This is a genomic window from Streptomyces sp. Ag82_O1-12 (assembly GCF_900182715.1).
GTDB lineage: Bacteria > Actinomycetota > Actinomycetes > Streptomycetales > Streptomycetaceae > Streptomyces > Streptomyces massasporeus.
Genome location: NZ_FXUW01000001.1, coordinates 5,774,568 through 5,798,930, shown reverse-complemented (window position 1 = coordinate 5,798,930; position 24,363 = coordinate 5,774,568). Strand labels below are relative to the sequence as shown.

17 protein-coding genes are annotated in these 24,363 nt (G+C 71.9%); 5 read left to right on the top strand and 12 right to left on the bottom strand.

Features of this window, described 5'->3' with window-relative positions:
• Positions 1-48: 48 nt before the first annotated feature.
• The 7 genes from QOL88_RS26765 to QOL88_RS26735 all read right to left on the bottom strand — a co-directional run bounded on the left by QOL88_RS26765 (position 49) and on the right by QOL88_RS26735 (position 12,964).
• The gene (locus tag QOL88_RS26765; protein WP_097220455.1) at positions 49-1,038 is read right to left on the bottom strand and encodes a LysR family transcriptional regulator; all 990 of its coding nucleotides are present in this window, start codon (positions 1,036-1,038) and stop codon (positions 49-51) included.
• 156 nt (positions 1,039-1,194) lie between these two features.
• The gene (locus tag QOL88_RS26760) at positions 1,195-1,983 is read right to left on the bottom strand and encodes an AfsR/SARP family transcriptional regulator (protein WP_097220452.1); all 789 of its coding nucleotides are present in this window, start codon (positions 1,981-1,983) and stop codon (positions 1,195-1,197) included.
• A gap of 236 nt (positions 1,984-2,219) precedes the next feature.
• Complete coding sequence (locus QOL88_RS26755; protein ID WP_257027901.1) at positions 2,220-4,466, bottom strand: MMPL family transporter; 2,247 nt, start codon at positions 4,464-4,466, stop codon at positions 2,220-2,222.
• Between the two features lie 213 nt (positions 4,467-4,679).
• Entirely contained in the window at positions 4,680-7,100 is a 2,421-nt protein-coding gene (locus QOL88_RS26750; RefSeq protein ID WP_097220449.1) for a pyridoxal-phosphate dependent enzyme, read from the bottom strand.
• A gap of 49 nt (positions 7,101-7,149) precedes the next feature.
• Positions 7,150-8,082, bottom strand: coding sequence for a GHMP family kinase ATP-binding protein (locus QOL88_RS26745; RefSeq protein ID WP_257027900.1), 933 nt, complete (start codon positions 8,080-8,082; stop codon positions 7,150-7,152).
• On the bottom strand, positions 8,079-9,617 hold the full coding sequence (locus tag QOL88_RS26740; RefSeq protein WP_097220446.1) for an argininosuccinate lyase: 1,539 nt from the start codon (positions 9,615-9,617) through the stop codon (positions 8,079-8,081). Before QOL88_RS26740 ends, QOL88_RS26745 begins: the two co-directional genes overlap by 4 nt.
• An 8-nt stretch (positions 9,618-9,625) precedes the next feature.
• Positions 9,626-12,964 carry a non-ribosomal peptide synthetase family protein gene (locus tag QOL88_RS26735; RefSeq protein WP_143668891.1) on the bottom strand — a complete coding sequence of 1,113 codons (3,339 nt, stop codon included), beginning with the start codon at positions 12,962-12,964 and terminating at the stop codon, positions 9,626-9,628.
• A 276-nt stretch (positions 12,965-13,240) separates the two neighbouring features.
• On the opposite strand from QOL88_RS26735, the gene trpC reads away from it, so the two are divergent.
• Positions 13,241-14,029 (top strand): indole-3-glycerol phosphate synthase TrpC, encoded by a 789-nt coding sequence (trpC, locus tag QOL88_RS26730; protein WP_097220441.1) that lies wholly within the window; start codon positions 13,241-13,243, stop codon positions 14,027-14,029.
• A gap of 149 nt (positions 14,030-14,178) precedes the next feature.
• On the opposite strand, the gene trpD is transcribed toward trpC, so the two are convergent.
• Positions 14,179-15,255: an anthranilate phosphoribosyltransferase gene (trpD, locus tag QOL88_RS26725; protein WP_373559308.1), complete on the bottom strand. Its 1,077-nt coding sequence runs from the start codon at positions 15,253-15,255 to the stop codon at positions 14,179-14,181.
• 132 nt (positions 15,256-15,387) lie between these two features.
• On the opposite strand from trpD, the gene pdxR reads away from it, so the two are divergent.
• Complete coding sequence (gene pdxR, locus QOL88_RS26720; RefSeq protein ID WP_097220435.1) at positions 15,388-16,776, top strand: MocR-like pyridoxine biosynthesis transcription factor PdxR; 1,389 nt, start codon at positions 15,388-15,390, stop codon at positions 16,774-16,776.
• On the opposite strand, the gene QOL88_RS26715 is transcribed toward pdxR, so the two are convergent.
• Positions 16,763-17,368 carry an anthranilate synthase component II gene (locus QOL88_RS26715; protein ID WP_031108753.1) on the bottom strand — a complete coding sequence of 202 codons (606 nt, stop codon included), beginning with the start codon at positions 17,366-17,368 and terminating at the stop codon, positions 16,763-16,765. The two genes, pdxR and QOL88_RS26715, sit on opposite strands and share 14 nt — an antisense overlap.
• Positions 17,365-18,882: an anthranilate synthase component I family protein gene (locus QOL88_RS26710; RefSeq protein WP_097220432.1), complete on the bottom strand. Its 1,518-nt coding sequence runs from the start codon at positions 18,880-18,882 to the stop codon at positions 17,365-17,367. Before QOL88_RS26710 ends, QOL88_RS26715 begins: the two co-directional genes overlap by 4 nt.
• Positions 18,883-19,075: 193 nt before the next feature.
• On the opposite strand from QOL88_RS26710, the gene QOL88_RS26705 reads away from it, so the two are divergent.
• Complete coding sequence (locus QOL88_RS26705; RefSeq protein WP_097220429.1) at positions 19,076-20,437, top strand: class II 3-deoxy-7-phosphoheptulonate synthase; 1,362 nt, start codon at positions 19,076-19,078, stop codon at positions 20,435-20,437.
• 219 nt (positions 20,438-20,656) lie between these two features.
• Positions 20,657-21,130 (top strand): Asp23/Gls24 family envelope stress response protein, encoded by a 474-nt coding sequence (locus QOL88_RS26700; protein ID WP_097223198.1) that lies wholly within the window; start codon positions 20,657-20,659, stop codon positions 21,128-21,130.
• Between the two features lie 228 nt (positions 21,131-21,358).
• Here the strand turns inward: QOL88_RS26700 and ku are convergent, their stop codons facing one another.
• Complete coding sequence (ku, locus tag QOL88_RS26695) at positions 21,359-22,384, bottom strand: non-homologous end joining protein Ku (protein WP_441349296.1); 1,026 nt, start codon at positions 22,382-22,384, stop codon at positions 21,359-21,361.
• Positions 22,385-22,447: 63 nt separating this feature from the next.
• Here ku and ligD point away from each other — a divergent pair, with 63 nt between their 5' ends.
• Positions 22,448-23,329 carry a non-homologous end-joining DNA ligase gene (gene ligD, locus QOL88_RS26690; RefSeq protein ID WP_097220424.1) on the top strand — a complete coding sequence of 294 codons (882 nt, stop codon included), beginning with the start codon at positions 22,448-22,450 and terminating at the stop codon, positions 23,327-23,329.
• Between the two features lie 138 nt (positions 23,330-23,467).
• Here ligD and QOL88_RS26685 read toward each other — a convergent pair whose 3' ends face one another.
• Complete coding sequence (locus QOL88_RS26685) at positions 23,468-24,271, bottom strand: nuclease-related domain-containing protein (RefSeq protein ID WP_097220421.1); 804 nt, start codon at positions 24,269-24,271, stop codon at positions 23,468-23,470.
• Positions 24,272-24,363: the final 92 nt, after the last annotated feature.

The following is a 24,363-nucleotide window of genomic DNA, read 5'->3' as shown; positions in this document are numbered from 1 at the left end:
GGCACTGACCGTGAACTGACGTGGGCGCGCGAGGGGTTGTGAGACGGCTCAGCCCGAGCCGGAGCCTTCCTTCGGGGCATCCGTCAGGAAGCGCCGGACCTCGTGGAAGTCCTCGGGGTGGTCGACCATCCACGACCAGAAGCGCGGGATGGTGCGGGCGTAGTCGCAGTAGTAACGGCGCAGGTTGTCCACCAGGGTCGCCAGGGTTCCCCGGCTGAGCGACCCGGTGCGCCACACCAACAGCATTTCGCACATGTGGGCGTTGGCGACCGGGACGAGCGAGACGTCCTTGGTGGCACCGGTCGGCACCGTCAGCGCGGCCACCGAGGCCTCGCGGACCCAGCTCATCGCCTCGTGGTGCCCGCGCACCCGGTGCGCGGGGGCGGGCAGGCCGTCGACGAGGTCGGCGAAGGCCGCCTCCTCGTGGTCGTGGAACCAGTGGCTGCGCGCGTAGCGCACCCACTCCAGGGACCGCACCTCGGCCGGGCCGACGAGGTCCTGCCCGGACAGAGGGTGGCCGGGCGGCACCGCCAGCCACACCGGCTCGCGGACCACGACCTCCGTGCTGAGCGGAAGCCTTCTGACCTCGGCCGACTGACGGTCGGGCGGACTGGGTACCACCGCCAGGGTGAGCAGCCCTTCGGCAACCGCGCTCATCGCCTCGGCCGGATCCACGGTCTCGGTCTGCACCTCCACGGAGGGCAGGCACGCGGTGATCGCGCCCTTGAGGGTGGGCGGCGTCCACTCGACGTTCCCGACGCGCAGGGTCTCCATGCTCTGGGCGGCCGCCTCGGCGATGAGGTCGTCACCGCGCCGGGCGAGGTCGACGAGCATCGGGATCAGTCGTTCGCCGAGGGGCGTGGGCACCACACCGCTGTGCGAGCGCACGAACAGCTCCCCGCCGAACTCGCGTTCCAGGCGGCGCAGCTGAGAGGAAAGGGCGGGTTGGGGAAGATTCAGCAGGGTCGCGGCCGACGATATGCTCCCGGCATTTGCGATGGCGGCTACGAGTCGGGCATGCCGTAACTCGACGCGCATTGCAGACCCACGCTCCCCCGGACACGCACCACCACGCGTCACGCCTGATTGCAGGGGCAACGCGCTGACCACCGTAACACCACGGTAATTGAACCATGATGATCGCGAGGTGTCGGGGAATTATCGCTTCCGCTCGCCGGAGGACTGGTCAGCCGGTCAACCGGTCAACATGAGAGATCCGTGGGGCCTTCCGAGGACGTCGTCCTGGTGGAGGATCGCTTCGTACACCGTGTGCAGCGAACGCCCCGGCTCCACACCGAGGTCGTCGGCCAGGCGTCTTCGGGCCTGGTGGAAGACGTCGAGCGCCTCGGACTGCCGGCCGTCGCGGTACAGAGCCATCATCAGCAGTTCACTGAGGCGCTCCCGGCCGGGGTGCTCGGTGGCCAACTGGCGCAGTTCCGGCACCGGTACGCGTTCCGCGCCGACCGCCAGCTTCGCGGTGACCCAGTCCTCGTACGCCGTGAGCCGACGCTCCTCCAGTCGCACGGACGCCGTCCGGCAGCGGAACCCCTCGCTCACGTCCAGCAGGGCCGTGCCTCGCCACATGCCCAGGGCCTCCTCCAGCACGTGCACCGCCGCCGCGGGACCCCTGCCGACCAGGGACGCCCCCTCGTCCGCGAGGGCCGCGAAGCGGTGCGCGTCGACCGAGGCGGGCTCGACGTCCAGCAGATAGCCGGTGCCGACGGTGCGGACGAGGTCCCTGCCCTCCCTCCCGGTCACGGCCGCGAGCAGTTTGCGCAGCCGGGTCACATTGGCCTGCAGGGCGTTCTTCGCGTTGGCGATTCGCTCGTCACCCCACAGCTCGTCCACGAGTTGGTCGAACGGAACGGGCTGGGCCGGGGCCAGGGCAAGCAGGGCGAGCACCGAGCTCACCCGCTTTGATGTCACCCCCCAGCTCCGTGTTCCTCTGGTGAGCAAAAGTGGTCCAAGTATATGGATCTCCATGATTCAAAACCCCCGTCGTTGTGTGATCACATCCTCGCCCGCCCCGATGCCGCTGAGAAATATCAGACTCCCGGGTTCGCCATACCTGGCCGATATGACGGGGGAATCGGCCATTCCGGAATGTTTTTCCGAGCCAACATGGTGCTGGGCCGTTCACCTGGTGAACGGCCCAGCACCTGGCCTTCCCGGGGGAATAGAAGGCCGTTCGCGCGGCTGCCGGTGAAGGCAGCCGTGGCTCATACGCGCCCGGATGCGCGCGCTCGGTTGGAAGAGGCCTGCACGGAAGCCGTCAGTCCGGTCTGCTTCGACTGGGCCGCCCGCACCCCTCGGGACGGCCACCAGCTCGCGTCGCCCAACAGGGTCAGGGCGGACGGCAGGATCATGATCCGCACGATGAAGGCGTCGAGCAGGACCGCGGCGGCGAGGACGAAGCCCATCTGCTTCATCTCGACCAGGGTGAGGAAGACGAAGCTGGCGAAGACCGTGACCATGACCACGGCCGCGCTCGTCACCACGCCCGCGGAGCTGCCGATCCCGTCCAGCACGGCCTTGCGGGTGGGAACACCGCGCAGCGCGGCCTCCCTGATCCGGCTGACCACGAACACCTGGTAGTCCATCGACAGCCCGAAGAGGATGACGAACAGGAACAGCGGCACCCGGGCCCCGATCGCTCCGGTGGAGTGGAAGTCGAGGATGCCCTCCGCCCAATGCCCCTGGAAGACCAGGACCAGCAGGCCGAAGGCGGACGCCGCCGAGAGCAGGTTGAGCGCGGTGCCGAGCAGACCGATGACCACCGACCTGAAGGCCAGCACCGTCACCGCGAACGTCACCAGCAGCAGGAAGCCGACGACCAGCGGCAGCTTGGAGTTCTGGTGGTCCAGATAGTCGGCGTCACGGGCGATGTCACCGGTGACGTAGGCCTCGGCACCGGGCACCTTCTCCACGGTCGCGGGCAGCAGGTCGTCACGGACGCGGTCGAGCGACTGCAGCGCCTGAGGTGAACTGGGCTTGAACGGCACGGAGAGCGTCAGGCTGGTGATCCTCCGGTCGCTGGAGGAGACCGGGTCGGCGACGGTGCCCCGGGCGAACATCGGGTCCGCCTGGGCCCGCCGGCCCAGGTCCCGCATCGCCCGCACCACCTGGGGTGAGCGGTCCGCGTCGGCGCGCACGACCACCTGGTGCTGGACGAGCCTCTCCGGGAAGGCGCCGGTCAGCCGGTCATAGGTCTGCACGGCGGGGATGTCCCGGGAGAAGGTGTCCCGGCCCAGCACGCTCAGTTTCAGGTCGAGGGCGGGCGCCGCCAGACCCAGCATGACGAGCACCGAGACCAGCAGGGTGATCCCGGGACGCCGGGTCGCGGGCCGCAGCAGCGCGTTCCACACCGTGCTCGTCCCGCCCTGGCCCCCGGCCCTCTTGCCGCGGGCCGCGCGGCGGGCCCTGCGGCGCTCGGACCGGGCACCCAGCTTGGCCAGCAGCGCGGGCAGCACGGTCAGCGAACTGGCCATGGCGACCGTGACGACGATGATGGCGCCGGTGGCCAGCGAGGAGAAGATGACATCGGTGGCGAGGTACAGCGTCGCGGTCGAGACGATCACGGCCAGACCGGAGACCACGATGGCCCGGCCGGCAGTGGCCGCGGCCAGTTCCACTACGGCCTGGGAGTCGAGCTGCCCACCGGCCCGCGCCCGTTCCTCGCGGTCCCGCTTGAGGTAGAAGAGCGAGTAGTCGACGCCGACGGCCAGGCCGATCAGCAGGATGATGTTGTTGCCGACGCCGGCGTCCGGCAGTGCGTGCGAGGCGAGGGCGGACAGGCCCATGGCGGCGGCGATGGAGGAGAGCGCCAGCAGGACCGGGACACCGGCCGCGATCACCGAACCGAAGGCGATCATCAGCGTGATGATCGTGACCGGCAGGGTGAGCATCTCGGAGAAGGCCAGGTCGTCGCTGCGCTGCTCGTCGAGGCCCTTGCTCATCGACGGGCCGCCGGTCTCCGCCACCCGCAGGCCGGGGTGGGCTTTCTGCACGGCCTCGGTCTGCTCGACCAGCGGGCCGACCTTCTTGCGCGCGGCGAGTTCCTCACCCGCCATGACGACCTCGACCATCAGGACCTTGCCGTTCCGGGAGAGGACCGGCTTCTCCACCCGGTCGACCTCCGGAAGCCGCTTCATCCGTGCGGTGACATCCGCGGCGGCGGCCCGGGCCGCGGACACGTCCAGCGTGCCGGACCGGGAGTCGATGACGATCTGCTCGACCGGCCGACGCTGCAGGCCGCCCTCCGTCGCGATCGCCTCCGCCTTCCCGGCCTTGCCGACCCGGTAGTCCTCGGTGGTGGCGCTGTTGGTCCCGGCGGCGGCCGACGCTCCGAGGCACAGGGCGACGAAGACGAACCAGCCGACGATGGCGCGCCAGGGGTGGGCCGCGCTCCAACTCGCCACCCGAACGGTGACCGAGCGTTTCTCCACTGTCTCCAGCCCCTTACTCACGTCGACTATCTCTTCTACATGTAAGTCTGAGCTTACAGGCGTAAGAGCGTGTGTCGTCAATCGGTGTTCGGGTCATCTGGGGCCTGGCGGACGGCAGTTGGTCCACATCCGGCCATTCGACACGGACCCCGCTCCCCGATTTCGGGGAGCGGGGTCCGTGGGGACATCCGAAGAGCCAGGTCAGCAGCTGCCGGGAGCTTGGCGCAGAAGCAACTACCGGCCGAAGGGGCCTTCTTGGGGCCCACCGCCTACGGGGCGCGGCCCTTCGGGTCGCTCACCGGCGCCCGCGTTCGGCTCGGTCGCCACCGGAGAGACCGTGGTGAACGAGGCGTTCTCGTGGGCGACGCGACCGTCGGCACCGGACGGAGCGGCTCCCGCCCACCGGTCGCACAGGGCGACCCGGACCAGTGCCATGGCCCGGTCGAGGGCCTCGACGACCGTCTTGCGGCTTTCTCCGACGGCGACGACGTACCCGATCCGCCCGTACGCGTCCGTGGGCGGAGCCACCCGCGTCCCCGCTGCGGCGGTGACAGTCACACGCTCCACCCCGGGAACCGCCCGGGCCTCCTCCAGCCCGGTCACGCCCTCCAGCACTCCCGGCTCGTCCGGCAGGATGAACTGGATGCCGGCGTGCCGCGTGCAGCCGTCGGGGAGCAGCGGTGTCGTTCCGGCGGCGTGGGCCACCTGGGCAGCGAGCAGATCGACACCGGTCGCGAGGCGGTACAGCTCGGGTATCAGACCGCCCGCGAGCCTCGGGTTGATCTCGACGACGGCACTGCCCGTCGCGGTCCGCTTCACCTCGGTGTGACTGGGGCCGCGGCCCAGGCCCGTCGCCCGCAGCGCCGCCGACACCGTCCCGGTCATCTCCCGCGCCGCCTCGGCCGGCAGGTCGGCGGGCACGAGGTGCCGGGACTCCACGAAGTGGGGTGCGCCGGTCACGGTCTTCTCGGTGATGCCGATCAGATGGTGCACGCCGTCGATCCCGAACATCTCCACGCTGTACTCCGGCGCATCCAGATACTGCTCGACCAGGGCCCGGCCCGCCATGGGCTGACCGCGCCCGTTGGTGGTGCGGGCGGTGATCTCCCCGGCCAGTTCGGCGGCCTGCTGCGCCGAGTCGCAGCGGCGGACCCGCGTCGATCCGGAGTCGTCGACCGGCTTGACCACACAGGGAGTACCGAGGCGCTCCGCCGCGGCCGCGGCGGACGGACCGTCCTGGACGACCTCGAACCGCGGCTGCCCGATCCCGGCCCGCTCCAGCGTCTCGCGCAGCCGTCCCTTGTCCCGGCAGCCGGCGATCGCCTCGGCGCCCTCCGCGGGCAGGCCCACCGCGGTGGCCAGCCCGGCCGCTGCCGCCAGATAGAACTCGCTCGTGGTGGAGACCCCGGCGATACAGCCCGGTTCGAACGCCTTGGTCACGGCCCGGACCAGCGCGTCGGGGTCGTCGGTGTCACCGTCCACGACCGTCGCGCCGGTCTCGGCCAGCCCCTTGTACCGCGTGGAGTCGCCGGTCACCAGCACCGGCTCGTAGCCGGCCTCCGCCGCGATCCGCAGCGCCAGCATTCCGGTGCCGGTGGTATTGGACTCCACGAAGACGAAGGCCGGGCGCGGGGCGTCCGCGCGGTTGCGGCGGAACGACCAGCTGTGGACCTCGGCTCCGTCGAGCACCTGTCGCGGCACCGAGGCCACCGGCAGGCGCTGCAACTCCTTCTCGGCCCAGTGCGCGTCGCTGTGCACGGTGTCGGCGTAACGGTCACCGCGGTCCGGGAAGATCCCGACGACGGTCGTACCCGGCGCGGCCCGCGCGGCCATGGCCTCCAGAACCCGGTACACCGAACCGGACGTGTTGCCCGCGAACAGCTTCTCCGTGCGGGCCAGTTCACGAGTGGCACCGAAGGCCTCGCGGTCGTTGAGCCAGTGGACCTCGTCGATCAGGGCGTGGTCGAGGTTCTTCGGGTGCAGGCTGTTGCCCAGCCCGCTCTGCAGCCGCTGGGGCCGGTCGGGCTGGCCGAAGAGCACACTGCCGACGCAGTCCACCCCGACCACGTACAGCTCCGGCAGCGACTCCCGCAGCACCCGTGAGGTGCCGCACAGGGATCCGCCACTGCCCACGGCGCCGACCAGGACGTCCACCGTGCCGAGGTCGGCGAGCAGTTCGTGCGCCAAGTGCCGGTAGGCGGCCGGATTCTGCGGGTTCTCGTACTGCCGCGGCCAGAAGGCCCCCGGGTTGGCGTCCATGATCTCCCGCAGCCGGGTCAGCCGGGCCCCCTGCCAGCCGTGGGCGTCCATCGCGGACACCACGTGCACCTCGCAGCCCAGAGCCTCCAGCTTGGCGAGCGTCGTCCGGTCGATCCGGGGGTCGGTGACGATGTGCACCGGGTGGCCGAGGGCGGTGCCCACCAGCGCGACTCCGAGGGCCATCGTGCCCGAGGAGCTCTCCACGATCGGGGCGCCCTCGGCCAGCGCACCGGTGGCCCGCGCCTCGGTGATGATCTGCCGTGCCACCCTGTCCTTCATCGCGAAAAGGTTGTTCATCTCGAGTTTCGCGTAGACCCGGACATCCCGGTCGGCCCCCGGCCGCAGACGTACCAGCGGGGTGTTGCCGATGGCCTCGATCACGTTCTGGCTCAGCATGTGCGCTCTCTCTTCCCATCCCTGCGCCGGGCCGGCGAAGCGCCGGAGTTCATCGGTCGAAGCTCAAGGTCCGGTACACCGTGACATTTCCGACGAGTTCGGAACACGCGCTCGCGGCGTCCACCAGCCGCTGCGGATACGAGGGTTCGGCCGTGTCGAGGAGCACCCCCAGGCACGTCCCGCTGTGGCCGACCACCACACCGAGCCCGCCCACCTGACGACAGGTGTCGATCATGGCCTCGAGCTTCTTCTTGGGGCGCAGCACCTGGTTCATCAGGGCGCTGCGCGTGGCCACTTCGCCCACCTCGGCGAGGTCCGCGCCGGACACCGCCGTGGCCATCCGCTCCAGCAGCCGCGCGTATTCCGCGCGGTCCGCCGCGGAGAACGGCTTCGGAATGCGGTTGAAGGCGATCGTGTCGATCTCGCCGCCCTCGTCGGCACCCACCACCGTCATCGACGGCAGGGACCCCAGCTCACTGTGGAGTGCCACCCGGCGGTGGTAGAACGCCACGATGCCCGGGTAGAGCACCCCGTCGGTCGGCTCGATCCGCGCCAGCAGCGACTCGATACGCCGGGGTGGCATCGGTTCGCCCAGGGCGTTGGCCACCGCGCGTGCCGTCGCCACCAGGTCGGCGGACGAGCTGGCCAGTCCCTTCCCCTCGGTCAGGGTGCTCTCGATGGTCAGCAGCCCGCCCATCGGTGTCGCCGAGGACTCCATGATCATCCCGGCGAGCCGCAGCGCCTTGCGCTTGTGGGCGGGCCGGACCTCCAGCGCGTCGGTGCCGGGCATGCCGTGGAAGGTCACCCGGGACCACCGGGCGATGGGCAGCGTGACCAGGAAGTCGCCGTTCTCCTCGGGAAGCATCCCCTGGAGCAGCTCGCCGAACGTGCCCGACGCGGTGCTCATCCCGGTCACCGCGGCGAACGGCACCGGGGAGCGCTCCGGGGCATCCGGCCCCAGGACGGCGTCGGGTGACCTCACCACTCCTGCCGTCCCTCAGGCCCGGCGAGCAGCCGGTCGACCTCGGCCGCCGCCGCGTCGATGCCGGCCCGTCGGCCGTGCCAGCTCTTCTCCAGCGCGTCGAACGCCGTCTCCTGGTCGGTGAGCAGGGAGCGGACGGCGTCCGGACTCGCCGAGCCGTCCGACCGCTTCGCCGTCAGCGCGCCGGGCACGCTCATCGACTCCGCGAGCAGGTCCGCGGCGTTCTGCGCCGTGTGTCCCTCCGCGGCCAGCACGGCGTCGAGCAGGGCGCCGTCGGGTTCCGCCGGAGACAGGCCGCGTTCGACGGCCTGGACGATGTAACGCCCGGCGGCCACCTGGGCGGTGCGCCAGGGAACCCCGGCTCGCAGGGTCAGCAGGTTGGCGAGCGTGAACCCGCCCAGGTATTCGCTCTCGCAGGCCTCGCGCATCCGGTCCTCGCGGAAACGCAGGTTGTCCAACACCGCGCCGAACAGCCGCAGGACCGACCCGACGGTGTCGAAGGCGGCGGGCACCCCGGCACTGGCCTCCTTGGAGATCTCGACGGAGTTGCTGTACGGGGTGGAGCGCTGCCCGGTCGCGATGGCCGTGTAGGCGGCGCCGAGATGGGCCGTACGCGCCCGGATCCGCTCCAGCACCGGGAAGTTCTTCTTCTGCGGCATCGCGGAGGAGATGCCCGACCAGTGGTCCGGCAGGTCGACGAAGCCGTAGCCGGCGCCGCCCCAGGTCATCAGGTCGGTGACGAAGCGGCTCAGCGTGACGCCCAGCAGCGAGAACTCCGCGCAGGCCTCCAGCGCCCAGTCGCGCTGGGCCACCGCCCGAAGCGCATGGGTACGGACCTCGGTGAAGCCCAGCAGCGCGGCCATCCGGGCCCGGTCCCAGGGCAGTTCCTGGCCCGCCATCGCCCCCGCGCCCATCGGTGAGGCGTCGGCGGTCCGGTACACCGACTCCAGCCGCTCCAGGGTGTGCAGCACCTGGTCGCACAGTGCCGCGAAGTAGAACGCGGGGCTGATCACCTGCGCCGGCTGCATATGGGTGTAGCCGGGCATCACCAGGCCGGCACCGCGCCGGGCCGTCCGCAGCGCGGTGCGGCCGAACGCGATCAGCTGTTCGGCGCACTCCAGCAGCCGCGCCCGGCCCTGCATCTGCTGGGCCGCGGCCTGGAGGTCGTTACGGCTGCGATCGACGTGCCACGCGGGCGGTACCGCGGTCAGCCCCCGGGCGACGTGCCGCTCCAGGGTGAAGGCGATGTCGCTCATGCTCTCCCCGGCCTCCCGGGTGACGGCCTCGGGCGTGACCCGGTCGAGCAGGTCGGCGACGGCGCCGACCTGGGCGCCGTCCAGCAGGCCGAGCCGGCGGTACTCCAGCAGCAGCACCTTCTCCAGCTGGACGTACCAGGGCAGCAGGGCGTCGATCTCGAAGCGGAGTTGCGGCTCGAGCACCTCGGCGCGCAGCAGCGCGTCGGGGCCGGCGGCGATCCGCCCGGTCAGCCCGCCGGCCCCACGGGAACCGGCGGTCGTCACAGGGTCGTTGGGCATGCGTTTCCTCACGTGGACGAAGGGGCGGTTCGGTTCAGCGCGGTGAGCACCGCGTCTTTCGCGTCGGCCGCCCGCGTGCGCGGGGAGTGCGCTGCGCCACCGGGGGTCCGGCGGTGCGACACCTCGTCGGACAGGAGCCGCCAGTCCCACGGGCCGCACCCCTGGTCCCCGGCCGGGTCGGCCGAGGAGCCCTCGGCGCTGACGAGCTCGATGCCCGCCTTGACCCGGTGGGCGGCCGGACGCTGCCGGGCGGCCAGCAGGAAGTCCCCGGCCGAGCGGACGTCGTGACGGTAGGCGGGCCCGAGCAGCCGGGCCCGCTCGGGCTTGAGCCCGTCGAACTCGACGTACGAGCCCTCGCGCAGGAGGGTGGCGGCGACCTCCTGGTCGCTCATGGCGTTGGCGCGGTCCATCCGGGCCCGCACCTCGGCCGGCCAGTCCGGGGCGGCGCCGCCGACGAAGACCCGGCGGGGGGCAAGCGGGCCGTCCTCCAGCAGCCGGGCCAGGGCGAGCGCGTGCGCCGCGCCCTCCCGCTGGCCCCACAGCACGAGCGGTACGCCGGTCAGCCCGCCCAGTTCCCGCGCCACGCGGCGCGCGACCTCGGCCACCTCCGCCAGATCCCCCGTGCCGGGGACGAAGTCGTGTCCGGGCAGCTCGACGCCGTACACCTCGATACCGCATGGGGCCAGTTCCCGGGCCAGGGCGAGAAAGTTGACGGCATTGCCGCCCGCGCCGGGGAAGCAGACCAGACGGCTCTCGGGCACGGTCCGGCCGGGAAGCGCACCGGTCAGCGGGCGGAGCAGTCCGGCACCCGGCCCGTGGAGGTCCGCTCCCCGGCCGGCGTCGACGGCCGCGGCGAGATCGGCCAGCACGGGGTGGGTGACGATCTGGGTCAGTGAGACGAGCCGGTCCAGCTTGACGACGAGCCAGGCGGCCGCGAGCGAGGTGCCCCCGAGCGCGAAGAAGTTGTCCGCCGGCCCGATGCTCTGCAGCGGGACGTTGAGGGCCTCCGCCCAGGCCATCGCGAGGCGCCGCTCGGTGGGCGTGGTGGGCGCCGTGCTGGGCACGTCGGCGTGCCCGAGCGTGCCGGCCAGTTCGGTGAGCACCTTCCGGTCCACCTTGCCGTTCTCGTTGACCGGCAGGGCGTCGAGCCAGTGGAAGTGGGCGGGGATCATGTAGTCCGGCAGATGGCGGGACAGGGCGCCTCGGACCCGGCCGGCGTCGCGGCGGACCGTGCCGGCCAGGAAGGCCACCAGCACCCGGTGTCTCTCGCCCGCGCCCGAGGCGACGACCACCGCGTCCTTCACGTCGTCGAGGGCCATGAGCCGGTTCTCGATCTCCCCGGTCTCGACCCGGAAGCCGCGGATCCTGACCTGCTGGTCGCGCCGGCCGAGGAACTGAAGCCGGCCCCCGGGGAGCCAGCGCCCGAAGTCGCCCGTCCGGTACATCCGCTGTCCCGGACGGAACGGATCGGGCACGAACGCCGCCCGGGTCCGCTCGGGGTCGTTGACGTAGCCACGGCCGACGGCGACGCCGGAGAAGACGATCTCTCCGGTCGCGCCGAGCGGTGCCAGCCCGCCCTGCTCGTCCAGGACGTAGCCGTGCACGTTGCGTCGCATCCGGCCGAGCGTGACGAGTCGGTCCTCGGGCGGCCGGTCGTAGAACGCGTGCATGGTGTCGTCGGAGACCTCGGTCGCGCCGTACGCGTTGACGACCCGGATGTCCGGGCGGCACGCGAACCATCGGTGCAGCAGCCGCGGTTTCAGTTCCTCACCCGTGACGGAGACGGCGCGCAGGACGCCGAGATCGCGAGGGCCTCGTTCCAGGGCCGTGACCAGCGCGTCGAAGTAGGAGGGGACGAACTGGGCGACGGAGACCCGCGACGCGGTCAGTTCCGTGACGAAGCGGTCGACGTCCAGGAGCACGTCGGTGTCCACGATGCGTGCGCTGCCGCCCGTCAGCAAGGGGGCGACCAGCTGCCACAGTGAGATGTCGAGGGACGGGGCGGCCGTCTGTGCCACCACGTCGCCGGGGCCGAGTCGCAGGTCCGCCACCTTCATCAGCAGGTGGTTCAGCAGTCCCGCGTGCTCGCACATCACACCCTTCGGCGAGCCGGTGGACCCGGAGGTGAAGTAGATGTAGGCGAGCCCGCGCGGCGCGAGCGGCCGGCCCGGGTTGCCGACGCCGTCCGCCCCGGTCACGCCGTCGCCGGCTCCGGCGCACAGGGCCGCGGCGTCGATCGACCGGCGGTCCCTGTCCCTGTCCCTGTCCCTGTCCCTGTCCCTGTCCCTGTCCCTGTCCCTGTCCCTGTCGATGGTGGCCGCACCGGCGCCGAGGACGAACCCGCAGCCGGCGCCGTCGAGTTGCGCGGCGATCCGGGCGGCGGGGAAGTCGGGCTGCACCGGCAGGTAGCAGCCGCCCGCCTTGAGCACGCCGATGGTGGCCGCCGCCCATTCCAGGCCGCGCTCCATGACGACGGCCACCACGTCCTCGTCCCGGAGCCCTTCCGCCAGCAGCGCATGGGCGATCCGGTTGGCGCTCACGTTGAGACGCTCGTAGGTCCATGACCGGCTGCCGTGCGAAACCGCGACGGCGTGCGGGGCCGACCGGACCTGTTCCTCGAACCGCTCGACGAACAGCCGCCCGTCGAAGGGCTCCGACTCGCCCGCCAGCCCGTAGATCTGCGTGCGCCGTTCGTCCTCGGTGAGCAGGCTCCGCTCCCCCGCCGGTGCCCCGGGATGGGCGGCGAGCAACTCCAGGGCACGGCCGTGGTAGCCGGTGATCCGGGTCAGGTGCTCCTCGGACATGACGTCCGAACGGGACCGGGCCCGCACGATGACCCGGTCCGTGTGCACGTGGATGCTCACCCACAACGGCGGCGGGCCCGCCGCCGCCGGACCCTTCCCGGACAGGTCCAGCACGGACTCGTGCTGGAGCACGGGGGTGCCGTGCGCCGCCGGGGGGCGCCGACTCGCCTCCGCCGTCTGCCGGATCAGGTCGTGCCAGCTGCGGCGCAGCACGCCCCGGATACCCAGCGGGCGGGGTGCGGCCGGATCGCCCCCGGCGGGCACATGTCCCGTGACCGGGTTCTGGTCGGAGGTCAGCGCCGCGACCACTCTCAGGTGCGCGGCCAGCAGCACGGTGTCCAAGGGGACGGCGCAGCGAGCGGCCACCGTGCGCAGCCGCGCGGTCAGTTCGGGGGGCAGAACGAGTTCGGCGGCCACTGCGGTCCGCGCACCCGTCTGGTCCGCGGTCCACCGCGGGACGCGTACGGCCGTCGTTGCGACGTCCCCCGAAGCGGGCTCGTCCGTCGTCCCGGCCGGGGCTGAGCAGCCCGGAGTCTTCGCCACGTGATCGCCAACCTACCGAGGAATGGACGGAGAAATGTGTTGTTCGCATCGCCTTCGTGACCATGCTGAAGACACGCACTGACAGGGCACTGACGTACCGCCACCGCGGTCCCGCGGCCGGCCACGGCGGGCGCAGCCTGCGGATTCGCGCCGGGGCGCGCCCCGCCCCGGGCGTTCACGTGGAAGTTTTCGCCGCTGCTTAAGGACGTGTTCCGCGCCCCGCCGGGCCGCTTATCGTCCCGTCACAGCCTGACGGTCAGGGAGGAAGACACAACGATGAATGCTCTCGACGACATCGTCAGGGGCGTGCGCGAGGACATGGCGTCGCGCCGCGAGCTGATGCCCGAGGCGGACCTGCGAGCGCGGGCCCTGGCCCGCGGCGCGGGGCGGGACTGCGTGCCGCTGCTGCGCGGTGGCCCGCGGGTCCGGGTCATCGCGGAGGTGAAGCGCGCCAGCCCTTCGCGGGGGCCGCTCGCCGGCATCCGTGACCCGGCGGCCCTCGCCGCCGACTACGCGGCAGGAGGCGCGTCCGCGGTCAGCGTCCTGACCGAGGAGCGCCGCTTCGGCGGTTCCCTGGCGGATCTGGAGGCCGTCGGCGCCCGTGTCGACGTCCCCGTGCTGCGCAAGGACTTCGTGGTGGACCCCTATCAGGTGTGGGAGGCGCGTGCGTACGGCGCCGACATGGTCCTGCTGATCGTCGCCGCGCTGGGCCGCGCTCAGCTGGCCGAACTCGTCGCACTGGCACGGGAGGTGGGGCTGACTCCGCTGGTGGAGGTGCACGACGAGGCCGAGGTGGAGCGGGCGGTGGAGTCCGGCGCCACGGTGATCGGCGTCAACGCCCGTGATCTGACGACGCTGGCGGTGGAGCGCGGCACCTTCGCACGAGTCGCGCCGCACATCCCCGAAGGCCTGGTGCGGATCGCCGAGTCCGGTGTCCGCGGACCCGGGGACATGGCCGCGTACGCCAGGGCGGGCGCGGACGCGGTCCTCGTGGGAGAGGCCCTGGTCACCCGGGGCGACCCCCGCGCGGCGGTGGCCGGCCTCCTGGCCGCGTCGCGCGTCTGAGCGGGTCGGGGGAGGCGCGGGTGTGCCCCCGTGTTCGTCCGGCACGTGCTCCCCAGGTGCCGGGCGGGGCGCGCGGGTGCCCGGGCCTCCCCGAGGCTCCTCGGGCGCGCGGCGCGGCCGGGAGACCGGCCGAACGCCGGCGGCCGGCCTCATCCGTGGGGCAGGGCCGCCGCCTGCGCCCGCTTGGTCGTGACGGCCGCCCAGCGCTCCAGTACGGCCGCCGCCGCCCCCGAGTCCACCGACTCCGCCGCCCGCTCCACGCCGTCCGCCAGCTTCTCCGTGACCGGTCGTCCGTCGCCCCGCAGCAGCGCTGCGGCACCGGCCGCCGCCGAAAGCAGCACCGCGTCGCGCACCGGTCCACGCCGACCGGCGAGGACGTCACGCGCCACCCGGGCGTTGTGCGCCCGGTCGCCGCCGGCCAGAGCACCGGGAGCGGCGAGCCCGATGCCGATGTCCCGCGGGTCGAAGGTCTCCCTGTGCACCCCCGTGTCCGTGACCGACCAGATCGTGGAGGTAGTGGTGACCGTGAGTTCGTCCATTCCGTCGTCGCCCCGGAACACGAGTCCGGACGACCCGCGCCGGGCAAGGACCCCGGCCAGCAGCGGAGCGAGCCGCGCGTCGGCCACCCCGATCGCCGTGCCGGTGGGCGAGGCCGGGTTGAGCAGCGGGCCCAGGGCGTTGAAGACCGTGCGTACCCCGAGTTCGCGGCGCGGCCCGGCCGCGTACCGCATGGCGGGGTGGAACGCGGGCGCGAAGCAGAACGTGATGCCGGTCTCCTCGGCGACGGCGGCGATGTCGTCCGCGGGCAGCTCCAGCGTCACCCCCAGCTCCTCCAGGAGGTCCGCCGATCCGCAGGCGGAGGACGCGGACCGGTTGCCGTGCTTGACGACCCGGAGACCGGCCCCGGCCGCCACGATCGCCGACATCGTGGAGATGTTGACGCTGTTCGAGCCGTCCCCGCCGGTGCCCACGATGTCCACCGAGGGACCCGGCACGTCGAGCGGCACCGCATGCCGCCGCATGGCGCGGACCAGGCCGTCGATCTCCTCGACGGTCTCGCCCTTCGCCCGCAGCGCCACCAGGAACCCGGCCAGCCGGACCGGCCCCGCGACACCGGACATCACCTGGTCCATCGCCCACTCGGTTTCCCCCGCGGGCACGTTCTTCAGGTCGAGCAGTGAATTCAGCAATGCGGGCCAACTGAACGTCTGCGGTCCGGCGGTCACGTGAATTCTCCTCGAAAGTCTGCGGGGTGAACAGAACGTCGATCGGTGCGGCCAGTTTCCCGTCCGGCGCGCTCCCGGACCAGACCAGTGCCGGGCTGGAGATGCGGTCCAATTCAGAAGGAGAGAAAGGCCATGTCCCTCCATATGGCGGTGGAAGTCGTCCGGGATTCCGAGGTGTCCCTGACCGCGCAGATACAGCGCTTCATCAAGGGCGAGATAGCGGCGGGCAGTCTGCACGCGGGCACCCGGCTGCCGTCCAGCCGCCGTCTCGCGGACGACCTTGACGTCTCGCGCAGCGTGGTCGTGGAGGCGTACGGCCAGCTCGTCGCCGAGGGGTACCTGGAGGCGGTCCAGGGGGCCGGCACCCGCGTCGTCGGACACCTGGCCACCCAGCCGGTCGTGCCGGCGCTTCTCCGGGAGGACCGGGTGCCCGGCGCCCGCTGGGACCTGCGGCCCGGTGGCGGCAATCTGCCCGACTTCCCGCGCCGGGAATGGCTCTCCTGCTACGAGCGCGCCCTGCGGTCGGCCGCACCCTCGGCGCACGCCTACCCGCCCCTGGCCGGAGCCCCCGGGCTGCGCCTCGAACTCGCCCAGTACCTGGGGCGGGCACGCGGTGTACGGGCCACGGCCGAGGGGCTGGCCGTGGTGGGCGGGTTCTCCCAGGCGCTCGGCCTGCTGTGCGGAGTGCTGCGCCGGGACGGTGTGGACGCGATCGGCGTGGAGGACCCGGGCCACCCCGGGCAGCGGCAGTTCCTCCTGGAGCGCGGTGTGCGGCCGGTGCCGCTGCCGGTCGACGAGGCGGGCCTCGATGTGACGGCGCTGGCCGCGACGGGGCTGCGCGCCGTGCTGGTCACCCCCGCGCACCAGTTCCCGACCGGCGTGACGCTGAGCCCGGACCGTCGCGAGCACCTCGTACGCTGGGCCCGGGACGTCGGCGGTCTGATCGTCGAGGACGACTACGACGGTGGCCTGTGGTACGAACCCGGCCCCCGGCCGCTGGCGCTGCAACGGCTGGCACCCGACCACGTCGTCTACGCGGGCACGGCGAGCAAACTGCTCGCCCCGGGGCTGCGGCTCGGCTGGCTCGCCGCGCCTCCCGGCCTGCTGGACCGGCTGCTGCGCGAGCGCGCCCGGCACGACCTGGGCACGGAGTCGCTCACCCAGCTGGCCTTCGCCGAACTGCTGCGCGGCGGGCTGTTCGACCGCCATCTGCGGCGGCTCAACGCCCGGGCGCGCACCCGCAGGCACGCCCTCGAGGAGGCGGTCCGCCGGCACCTGCCCGACGCGGAGGTACTCGGCCGGGCGGCGGGGCTGCACGCGTACGTCCGGCTGCCGCGGCACACCGACGAGACGGCCCTGGTGGCCGGGGCGCTGCTGCGCTCCGTCGTCGTCCGCGGCGGCGCAGCCTTCCACGCCCGCCCACGAGGGGGCGCGCCCGCGCTCGTCGTGGGCCACGCGCATCTGCCGCGCTCGGGCATCACCGAGGCCGTCCGTGTGCTGGCGCGCGTCAGATCCCGCTGAGCGGCCGCTCCCGGCTGAGCTCGTCCGCGGCCATGGCGAGGAAGTTGTCCAGCAGGGTCAGGCCCCCGGTGGTCATCACGGATTCGGGGTGGAACTGGACACCCTCCACGGGCAGGGTGCGGTGCCGCAGCCCCATCACGTATCCGTGGTCGAGGGCGACGGCCGTGGTCATCAGGTCCTCCGGCAGCGGTTCGGCGACCACGAGGGAGTGGTACCGGGTGGCGTTCAGGGTGTACCCGAGTCCGGCGAACAGGCCCGTGCCGTCGTGCCGCACGGTGCTGATCCGCCCGTGCATCACCTGGTCGGCGACCTCGATCCGCCCTCCGTGGGCCAAGGCGATGGCCTGGTGCCCCAGGCAGACGCCGAGCAACGGCACCCGGCCGGCGAACTCGTGCACCAGTTCCACGTGGCCCGACTCGGCCGGATGCCCGGGGCCGGGCCCGAGGACCACGGCATCCGGTTCGTACCCGGCGAGTTCGTCGACGGTGCGGGTCAGTGAACGCACCACCCGCGTCTGCGCGCCGAGATGACACAGATACCGGTCGATGACGTGCACGAAGCTGTCGTAGGCGTCGATCAGCAGGACCTTCATCGCAGTTCCTCCCCGGTGAGGGCCCAGTGGGCGGCGCCCATCTTCGCCAGTGTCTCCCGCCATTCCGACTCGGGATCCGACTCCGCCACCATCCCGGCCGAACTCTGAGTCGAGTACGTGGTCCCGTCGTACTCGATCGAACGGATGCACAGGGCGAGTTCGCTCCAGCCGCGCACGTCCACCAGCCCCACGGCGCCCGCGTAGCTGCCCCGGGCCTCCTGCTCGAAGCCGTCGATGATCTCCATGGCCCGTACCTTCGGCGCGCCGGTCATCGTCCCGGCGGGGAACGTCGCGCGCACCGCGTCCCAGGTGTCCATGGCCTCGTCGAGGTGCCCGGTGACCGTGGAGACCAGGTGGAACACGTGCGAATAGGACTCCACGGCCATCAGCCGGTCCACGGGCAGGGTGCCGGGGCGGCTCACCCGCCCGATGTCGTTGCGGCACAGGTCGACCAGCATGATGTGTTCGGCGCGCTCCTTGGTGCTCTCGCGCATCTCCTTGACGCGCCGCGCGTTCTCCTCCTCGTCCGGGCCCCGGCGCGCGGTGCCGGCGATGGGACGCATCTCGATCTCGTCGCCCTCGATCCGGAAGTACAGCTCGGGGCTGGCACCGATGAGCTGCCGGCCGGCGCGGGGCATCAGGTACATGTACGGCGAGGGGTTGCGTCCGCGCAGCCGCCGGTACACGTCGACGGGGGCCAGTTCGGTGCGTACGTCGATGCGGTGGCCGATCTGGATCTGGTAGATGTCCCCGATCCGGATGTGCTCCAGGCATCGGCGGGCCCACGACAGGAACGACTCGCGGCTGACGGTGTCGTGCACGGACGCCGGGGTGGGAGCGGGCGGCACGGCGCCGGTGGCGGCCGGCTCGTGCGCGGCCCGTGCGGCCAGGTCCGGCAGGGACGGGACATCCGGTGCGCGGTCCCCGAACGCCCGGCTCTCGGCCGCGAGATGACGCACCGTGGCGGTGGTCAGGTCGTACCACACGGTGTCACGGAAGAGCGTGAGCGTGATGTCGGGGCCGTTCGCCCGCTTCGTGCGGGGAGGCAGCGTCTCCATGTGCCAGACGGACTCGTAGGCGAGTGAGGTCAGGAAGCCGAAGGCGTACGACGTCTGCGGCGTCCGGGTCTCCACGTCGAAGACCTGCTGTGCCAGGGGCAGCAGACGCCAGAGGGCGTCGGGGCCGGTCATGCGCAGCCTGCGGGGACCCGCTCCGGCTGAGGGCGCCGGATCCTCGGGGAGCAGCCCCGCCTCCTCGGCGGCCCGGGCCAGGGCGGACGCCACAGCGGGCACGCCGTCGATCTCCACATGCTCCGCGAAGACCCGGATCTCGGCGAGGCGCCCGGCACCGACGACGGCGGAACGGCGGTCGGGAGCGGCGCCGGCCCTGCTCTCCAGGAGGAAGACGTCCTCGGGCCCCGATACGTCGAGCAGTCGCTCGTACAACTCCAAAGGGTCGTGGTGCGGTAATTCGGCGGCGGCGACCCGCACTTCGATCCGGTCCTGCGGCGGCATGGTGAACCCCCCATGAATTCGGCGTCGTCGACTGGATGACGATCGCGCTCGATGCCGTCAGAAAATCAGGCACCTCGAATCCTGAGCCAGACCAATTGCCGACCGCTGTGGCGGACCACTTCGGAATCGCTTGACCCCCGGGATGGGATTGAGTTGAGCTGAGCCGGTTCTTCGACCCGGAAAGGGAGGTGCGATGAGCAATTCACCCGCCGATGCGTGGCGCCGGTCACCGGCGGCGCAGCAGCCGGACTGGCCCGACACCACCGAACTGCGTTCCGTGACGGCCCACCTGTCCGCCGCTCCGCCGCTCGTCCTGGCATCCGAATGCGATCTGCTGCGGCACAAGATGGCGGCCGTGGCCCGCGGGGAGGCCGTGCTGCTGCAGGGCGGGGACTGCGCCGAGACCTTCGGCGGTCTCAGCGCCGACGACATCCACGGAAAGATCAAGACACTGCTGCAGATGGCGGTCGTCCTGACCCACGCCACCGCCCTGCCCGTCGTCAAGATCGGCAGGATGGCGGGGCAGTACGCCAAGCCGCGCTCCAGCCCGGTGGAGCGGCGGGGCACGGTGGAGCTGCCCTCCTACCGGGGCGACGCCGTCAACACGGTGGAGTTCACCGCCGAGGGCCGTCGGCCCGACCCCTGGCGGATGCGACGGATGTACGAAAGCTCGGCGACCACCCTGAACCTGGTCCGGGCTCTGACCAAAGGCGGGTTCGCCGACCTGCGCCAGGTGCACGCCTGGAACCGGGGCTTCGTGACGACCGCCGAGGCCGGGGAGCGCTATGAGGCACTCGCCGACGAGATCGAGCGCAGCCTCGCCTTCATGGACGCGTGCGGTGTCGACACCAGCGAGCTGTCCACCGCGGAGTTCTTCGTCGGGCACGAGGGTCTGCTGCTGGACTACGAAACGGCGCTGACCCGTCCCGGGCCGGACGACGGACGCCCCTACGCCACCAGCGGGCACCTGCTCTGGATCGGTGAGCGCACCCGGGACCTGGACGGGGCGCATGTGGAGTACTTCTCCCGTATCGCCAACCCCGTCGCGGTCAAGCTCGGCCCCACCGCGACCCCCGACGAGGTCCTCGGACTCATCGACCGCCTCGATCCCCGGCGCGAGCCGGGCCGGCTCACCTTTGTGGTCCGGGCCGGAGCCGAGCGCATCCGTGACGTGCTGCCGACCCTGGTGGAGAAGGTGACGGCCGAGGGCGCTCCGGTGTGCTGGGTCAGCGACCCGATGCACGGCAACACCGTCGTCGCGCCCAGCGGTCACAAGACCCGCCTCTTCGAGTCCGTCGTCGACGAGGTCCGCGGCTTCGTGGAGGTGCACCGGTCGCTGGGCACCCACCCCGGCGGCGTGCACGTCGAACTCACCGGGGACGACGTCACCGAGTGCCTGGGGGGCGGCAACGCCGTCCTGGAGGAGAACCTGCACCGCCGCTACGAGACGGCCTGCGATCCCCGGCTGAACCACACCCAGTCCCTCGAACTGGCCTTCCTGCTCGCGGAGATGTACCGGCCCTTCACGCGCCCGGTGGACGCCCGGACGGCGTGAACGCGTCGCTCTTCCGCATCACGCCCGGTGCCCGGACGATGAAAGCCCGGGACGACGCTCCGCACGATCGCCCGGAGCGGGCAGACAGCTCCGGCCTCACCCGGTACGGGTGAGGCGCGAAGGGTGGAGAATCACCACTTTCGCCCCGTACGCACCATTGTTCTACCGTGGAGAGGAACGACGCTGCTCACCCCCTCACCGATCATCGAGGTGACGGTCATGACGGAGACCACTCAGCGCAGGAGCACAGCGGGCAGGCAGGACGGGGCGACATCGCAGGGCGGGAAGGGTGCTCCCGGCACCCGTGGGAGCACCGCCATCGCGGACACGGTCGTCGCGAAGATCGCGGGCATGGCGGCCCGGGAGATTCCCGAGGTGTACACCCTCGGCGGAGGAATGACCAGGGCCTTCGGGGCCGTGCGTCAGCGGGTGCCGGGCGGGGGCGGAGGGGTCACCCAGGGGGTGAAGGTGGAGGTCGGCGAACGCCAGGCCGCTGTAGATCTGGACGTGGTCGTCGAGTACGGCGCCGCCATCGCCGACACCGCAGCGGACATCCGGACCAACGTCGTCAACGCGGTGGAGCGGATGACCGGTCTGGAGGTCGTGGAGGTCAACATCGCCGTCGGCGACGTCCATCTGCCGGACGAGGAGGAGGACGGGTCCGAGCAGCAGGAGGGCAGGCGGGTGACCTGACCCGAGGGGTTTGGTTCAGCAGGCCCTTCGGGTCCTTCAGCCCCTTCAGGTCCTTCATCAGGTCTCGGCTTTGGGGGCGGCGGGCAACGGGCCGTGTGGTGCCCGCCGCCCTCCCCGAGCGCCCTCGCCGGGTGCCCGCCGCCCCCAAGCACCCTCTCCGGGTGCCCGGGGCTCCCGGCCGCCCTCGCCGTCCCGTATCGGCACCGGGCCGGCCCCACCCGGCCCCTGTTACGCCGAGCGCTTGCGCGACGTCGACTTCTTCGCCGGTGTCTTCTTCGCGGCGCTCTTCGACGCCGTCTTCTTCGTCGTCCCCTGGCCCTGACCCGACTTTGACGTCGACTTCTTCGCCGCCGTCGTCTTCTTGGCCGCTGTCTTCTTCGCCGTGGACGTCGACTTCTTGCCGCCGGTCTGCTTGGGGGCCGCCCGGGCCGTCTTGCGCTGTGGGAGCGACTTGACCTCGGCGTGCTCGGCGTCCTCGCCCCGGGACTCGCGGGCCGCGCGGACGCTGCTCTCCAGGGCCGCCATCAGGTCCAGGACCTTGCCTCCCGTGGCCGGTTCCGGGGATTGGGGCGGGGCCTCGCCGGCGGCCTTCGCGGCGATGACCTCCTCCACGGCCTCGCGGTACTCGTCGTGCAGGTCCTCCAGGTCGACCTCGCCCAGGGTGTCCATCAGCGCGTCCGCCAGGTCCAGTTCCTGGTCACGGACGGTCACGTCGGTGTCGGGGGCCAGACCCTCGGGGGCCCGGACCTCGTCCGGCCACAGCAGGCCGTGCATGGCGATGGCCTCGCCGACGACCCTGAGCATGCCCAGGCGTTCCCTGCCACGCAGGGCGAACTTGGCGATCGCCACCTTGTTGCTGCGCTTCAGCGCCTCGCGCAGCAGGGTGTACGGCTTCGCCGCGGGGGCGCCGCTCGCCTGGAGGTAGTACGCCGCGTCCATCTGGAGCGGGTCGATCCGGTCGGCCGGGACGAAGGCGACGATCTCGATCGTCTTGGCGGTCGGGATGGGCAGGCTCGACAGGTCCTCGTCGGTGATCGGGATGATCGTGCCGTCCGCGTCCTCGTAGCCCTTGCCGATCTCCCCCTGGGTGACCTCCCGGTCCTCCAGTTCGCAGAACTTGCGGTAACGGATGCGGCCGCCGTCCTCGGTGTGGATCTGGCGGAAGGAGATCGAGTGGCTCTCGGTGGCATTCACCAGCTTGATCGGAATGCTGACCAGGCCGAACGAGATGGCGCCGTTCCAGATGGATCTCACGTGCAGCACCCTTCCGGTCACGCTCGGGAGTGTTCGTCACGGTTTGCGTGGGATTCTTATCGTATGGCGCCTATCACAGTGGTGGAGGGCCGACGGCTCGCTCTCAGCAATCTGGAGAAGGTGCTGTATCCCGCCACCGGCTTCACCAAGGGCGAGGTGCTGCACTACTACGCGACCGTCGCCGAGGTCCTGTTGCCCCATCTGCGTGATCGGGCGGTGTCCTTCCTGCGGTATCCGGACGGACCGGAGGGGCAGGTGTTCTTCACGAAGAACGTGCCTCCGGGTACGCCCGACTGGGTCACCACCGCCGAGGTGCCACGGGTCGAGGGACCCTCACGGATGGTCCTGGTTCAGGATCTGCCGAGCCTGATGTGGTCGGCGAATCTCGTGACCGAGTTCCACACGCACCAGTGGCTCGTCGACACTCCGGACGAGGCCGACCGGATCGTGTTCGACCTCGATCCGGGGGCGCCGGCGAGCATCGTCCAGTGCTGCGAGGTCGCGCTGTGGTTGCGGGAACGGCTCGCGCGCGACGGCCTCGAGACCTACGCCAAGACCTCCGGCTCGAAGGGGCTCCATCTGCTCGCCGCCGTGCGCGGGGCGTCCTCCGAGCGGGTCTCCGAGTACGCCAAGGCACTCGCCGTCGAGGCCGAGAAGGCCATGCCCCGGCTCGCGCTCCACCGGATGACCAGGAGCCTGCGTCCGGGGAAGGTCTTCGTCGACTGGAGCCAGAACGCCGCCCGCAAGACGACGGCGACCCCGTACACCCTGCGGGCCCGCCCGGAACCGACCGTCTCGGCCCCGGTGACCTGGGACGAGATCGAGGAGTGCCGCGAGCCCGGCCGGCTGGACTTCCACGCCGCCGACATCGCCCCGAGGATCCAGGACTACGGCGACCTGCTCGCTCCGCTGCTGGACACGGATGCGGCCGGATCGCTGCCGTAACCCGCGACGGTCGGAGGATTCGCGACGGGCCTCGCATCAGGCGCGCGTGCCGCGTCCGGCCCCGGCAGACAGCTGCCGTGCCCCGCCGCACCGCCCCCGGCGGTCAGGCTCCACGTCCCGACCGGCCCGGACCGCGTCTCACACCCGCGCCCACGTGTTCCGGTCGCGGGCCATCGCGTGCAGCGCCTCCACGTCCGCCGGTTTCAGGACGCCGCCCCGCTGGGACAGGCCCTCCACCTCCGTGGACGTCAGGACGTGGACCTCCCTTGGGGCCGTGGTGATCGACACCGCCGCCGGGTCCACCAGGGCGAGGACCGGGCGGACCTCCGCGGTCAGGGCGTAGGAGGCGCGGTCGGCGTCGGAGCGGACGCGGCGCAGGAGGGGGTACGGGTCGCGACGACCGAGGGTGATCACGGGATCGGTGATCCGGACGCGCTGCCTGCGGGCGTGGAGGGTGTGCACGGCGTAGAGGCCGCCGGGGCCGATCAGCAGGTGATGGATGCGGTCGCCGCCGGGGAGCGGCACGGAGTGCAGGGCGTGCCAGCCCGCGCCGTCGAGGCGGTCCAGGGCGTCGCCGACCGTCTGCTCGGCCGTCAGGGCCCTGCGGCGCGGGTCGGGGCGCAGCCGGTGCGTGGGGCCGGGATCGCGGTCGAGGGCGACGAGGAGGGCCTCGCCGGGGCGGTTGGGGGCCAGGTCGTCGTCGGGGTGGAGGGCGAGGCGGGACAGTTCGGCGGGGGTCGGCACCGGGGGCGGTCCCACCGTCACGGGGCCGGTGATGAAGGGCCCGAGCGCCCGCAGGACGTCGTCCTCGCGGTCCTGGCCGAGCAGGTTCACCCGTGCCGCCTCACGGTCGTACCAGGCGATGTTCCTGCCGTCCGGGAGGCAGACGTAGAGCCGCTCCCGGCCGTGCCGCCAGGTCGGTATGACGCGCAGTCCGTTCATGCACCATCACCCCAGTCCATGGGAACAGGCGGGGTGCTGCGGGGGCAAGAACCCGGCTACCTTTGAGAGAAGTTGGGCCTGCCCGCGGACCC

What these genes read in the sequence shown, in the direction of transcription:
- QOL88_RS26765 (WP_097220455.1), bottom strand. Translation starts at nt 1,038, where the DNA reads ATGCGCGTCGAGTTACGGCATGCCCGACTCGTAGCCGCCATCGCAAAT.
- QOL88_RS26760 (WP_097220452.1), bottom strand. Translation starts at nt 1,983, where the DNA reads ATGGAGATCCATATACTTGGACCACTTTTGCTCACCAGAGGAACACGG.
- QOL88_RS26750 (WP_097220449.1), bottom strand. Translation starts at nt 7,100, where the DNA reads ATGCTGAGCCAGAACGTGATCGAGGCCATCGGCAACACCCCGCTGGTA.
- QOL88_RS26740 (WP_097220446.1), bottom strand. Translation starts at nt 9,617, where the DNA reads ATGCCCAACGACCCTGTGACGACCGCCGGTTCCCGTGGGGCCGGCGGG.
- trpC (WP_097220441.1), top strand. Translation starts at nt 13,241, where the DNA reads ATGAATGCTCTCGACGACATCGTCAGGGGCGTGCGCGAGGACATGGCG.
- pdxR (WP_097220435.1), top strand. Translation starts at nt 15,388, where the DNA reads ATGTCCCTCCATATGGCGGTGGAAGTCGTCCGGGATTCCGAGGTGTCC.
- QOL88_RS26715 (WP_031108753.1), bottom strand. Translation starts at nt 17,368, where the DNA reads ATGAAGGTCCTGCTGATCGACGCCTACGACAGCTTCGTGCACGTCATC.
- QOL88_RS26710 (WP_097220432.1), bottom strand. Translation starts at nt 18,882, where the DNA reads ATGCCGCCGCAGGACCGGATCGAAGTGCGGGTCGCCGCCGCCGAATTA.
- QOL88_RS26705 (WP_097220429.1), top strand. Translation starts at nt 19,076, where the DNA reads ATGAGCAATTCACCCGCCGATGCGTGGCGCCGGTCACCGGCGGCGCAG.
- QOL88_RS26700 (WP_097223198.1), top strand. Translation starts at nt 20,657, where the DNA reads ATGACGGAGACCACTCAGCGCAGGAGCACAGCGGGCAGGCAGGACGGG.
- ligD (WP_097220424.1), top strand. Translation starts at nt 22,448, where the DNA reads ATGGCGCCTATCACAGTGGTGGAGGGCCGACGGCTCGCTCTCAGCAAT.
- QOL88_RS26685 (WP_097220421.1), bottom strand. Translation starts at nt 24,271, where the DNA reads ATGAACGGACTGCGCGTCATACCGACCTGGCGGCACGGCCGGGAGCGG.